3 protein-coding genes and 1 pseudogene are annotated in these 2,482 nt (G+C 59.1%); all 4 read right to left on the reverse strand.

Annotated features, from left to right (window positions below; all coding sequences use genetic code 11):
• Positions 1 to 29: 29 nt before the first annotated feature.
• Positions 30 to 584, reverse strand: a complete 555-nt coding sequence (locus FEF26_RS15330) for a zeta toxin family protein (RefSeq protein WP_166433077.1) — start codon at positions 582 to 584, stop codon at positions 30 to 32.
• A gap of 10 nt (positions 585 to 594) precedes the next feature.
• Entirely contained in the window at positions 595 to 1,044 is a 450-nt protein-coding gene (locus FEF26_RS15335) for a hypothetical protein (RefSeq protein WP_138254402.1), read from the reverse strand.
• A 135-nt stretch (positions 1,045 to 1,179) separates the two neighbouring features.
• Positions 1,180 to 1,890, reverse strand: a complete 711-nt coding sequence (locus tag FEF26_RS15340; RefSeq protein WP_138254403.1) for an SOS response-associated peptidase — start codon at positions 1,888 to 1,890, stop codon at positions 1,180 to 1,182.
• Positions 1,887 to 2,420 (reverse strand): annotated as a pseudogene (locus FEF26_RS15345) (ISL3 family transposase); the annotation flags it as partial. The pseudogene FEF26_RS15345 and the gene FEF26_RS15340, both read right to left, overlap by 4 nt.
• Between the last annotated feature and the right edge of the window lie 62 nt (positions 2,421 to 2,482).

The raw sequence follows: 2,482 nt of genomic DNA on the forward strand, positions 1-2,482 counted from the left end.
CGCCCGGTCCCTGCTCGAAAGCGGAGGATTCAGACTACAACTACACCCTGGATTGTGAAGAGCCCGATATTGTCTCCGCGCTCGATAGCGTCTCGTCGTAGATCAGCCGCCATCATGGAGGATTCTTCATGCACCAACGAAGCAAGCTCCATCGGGTAGAAAGTTGTCCCGGTTTCGCGTTCTAGAGCTTCCACCGCGTCGGGCTTGATCCAGCTCTCATAGCTGCCATCCGATGTCGCCTGCTTCAGAAGACCCTCTTTGAAGACATCAGCGTCGATGACCAGGTACTTGTCATCGTCCTTACCCAAGACCTTCTTGCGTACTGTCGATTTCCCGGCACCTGGAGGCCCCGCCAACACCACGGCCTTCTTCTCCTGCTCAACATTCGGAAACGCGTCACGGGCTTCGCGCTGTAGCTGGTGATGCAGTGCATTGCGCTCACCACGCGGTTCTTGTTCCCCGTCTGGTCCGGACCGGAACCACGCGGGATTATTCACTGTGGCGGTGGGCGCGTTGGTCGCAATCGGTCCACCTGGGCGGGACAGCTCGACAACGCGCTGTATGTGCCCCTCATGCTCAGACACCAAGAACGACTTACCTCTCGTTGAAGCGGTCGAGAACCTGGTCATAGGTCTCGGCGTCAATCAATCCATCCCGCAACGCCTTACGCACATCAGACCAGGTACCTGGCGGATCGACCACCAACGCATCGTAGCCGTCTGTCTTCTCGCGCTGGGCATATGGCCAACGTGTCAGCTCATCTATAAGCTGCTCACGGCCGAGGAACCCGGCCGCGTACCTTTGGCACACCTCAAGCGCAGTAGCACCGGAAAAGCCTTCTCGCGGCTCTTCAACGGCCTCAACACCGCTGAGCTGCTGAGACAGAGCAGACTGCGAAATGCCTAACGCCTCCGCAACAGTTCGCTGCGGATAGCCCTTCTCCCGTATTACACGCAGAGTCCGTTTGTAGTCGATGTCATCAAGTTCTCGACGGTGGCGCAGTTTTGCGGCCTGCTTCACTTCTTTTGGTACTGCAATAGACATCTCCACTACCTCCTATAAGCCAGCTTATCAAAATATAAGTGAACTTATAAGAGGGCGATGGTGTGCCACTTTGAGCCAGGGGGGACCTATCCCCCCGCAGATAACAGCCACGAGCTGACCATCGTCAAAGCGTGGCTAGACCCCGGCTCCCGGTGTAATCGGCTCTAGAAGATCGGGAGAGTTGTTCCTGACGTTGCCAACATCTCGGCTGACCTCGTAAACTTCCCAGCCGGATGCGACCTCGAAAGCATCCTCACGCACCATATCGACAAGCGAGATGGCATCAGCCTTCTCCAGCTTCTCAGGATGCAACCACTCACTCAGTGTCTTCTGGCTCAGTGGCAAAGGAAGGCGATCATGCAGCCCCGCGAGGTCATCGAGCACCCCGCCGCTACCAGGCTCTGGCGAGGGGCCAGTAAGAATTGTGGTCGAGAGCACCCACTGGTCATCCTCGACCGCCTGAGGATCTTTCCACCACTCGTAGAGCCCCGCAAAAGCAATAGAGCTACCGTCCGCCGGCCGAATCGCATGAGGCCGCTTCACGGTGCCTTCTTTCAGCCACTCGTAATACGCATCAGCCGGGACCGCGCACCGTTTGGAACGAACTGCAGAGCGGAAACTCGCCTTTTCCGCAACAGTCTCAGACCTGGCATTGAACGTCCGTGCGCTGAACGAAGCGTCCTTCGCCCAGATCGGTAGCAGACCCCACCGGGCGCTCACCAACTCACGAGCCAGCTCATCATCATCGAGATGCTCCAGAACGATCGGCACACTAGTGGTTGGAGCAACGTTGTATGACTCCCGAAGTTCAACGCCATCGACCACACGGGCATCAAATGGGCTCATCGCAGATGAGAGTGTAGATAGGGTCTGAATCCTCCGGTGTCCAGCAGGGCTCGGGTGATGTAGTTGGTCAGGTTCCGGAATCCTAGGGCGGTGCCGCGCAGGTGTTCCAGCCGGCCGTTGATCGCCTCGGTGGGTCCGTTGGATGTTCCGGGCCGGTCGAAGTAGGCCAGGATGTCGGTGGCCCGGCGGTTGAAGGTCCGACCCAGCTTCTTCAGCTCGATCAGTTTCGCCGGGATTCCGCGGCGCAGGGCTGTGATAATTTCGGTGAGCATCTGCTTGCCGGTGGACTTCGATGAGTGCCGGTAGGCGGCGACGATCTTCTGATAGATCCACCAGGTCGCTTCGACCTCGACGTGCTCATCTGAGGCGAACACTGTCCGCAGGCGCATGTCTTGGCGCTCGGTGAGCAGCTCAGCCCCGGTGCGCAAGGTTCGCCGAGCACCGTAGAGCGGGTCACCTGTGCGGCCCCGGTGCCCAGTGGTCTCACGCTGAACCCGCTGTCGGGCCTGATCCAACGCGTCCCCAGCCAGGTGAGGTCGGCCCAGGGCGCAGTATCAGCGTTTCGGCTGGTCTGTTTCCCTGGGCCGCCTCC

Origin of the sequence: Nesterenkonia salmonea (genome assembly GCF_005771525.1) — a bacterium.
Classification (GTDB): Bacteria; Actinomycetota; Actinomycetes; order Actinomycetales; family Micrococcaceae; genus Nesterenkonia; species Nesterenkonia salmonea.

Bases quoted from the DNA above. Each gene is read 5' to 3' on its own strand.
- FEF26_RS15335 (WP_138254402.1), bottom strand. From the start codon at position 1,044: ATGTCTATTGCAGTACCAAAAGAAGTGAAGCAGGCCGCAAAACTGCGC.
- FEF26_RS15340 (WP_138254403.1), bottom strand. From the start codon at position 1,890: ATGAGCCCATTTGATGCCCGTGTGGTCGATGGCGTTGAACTTCGGGAG.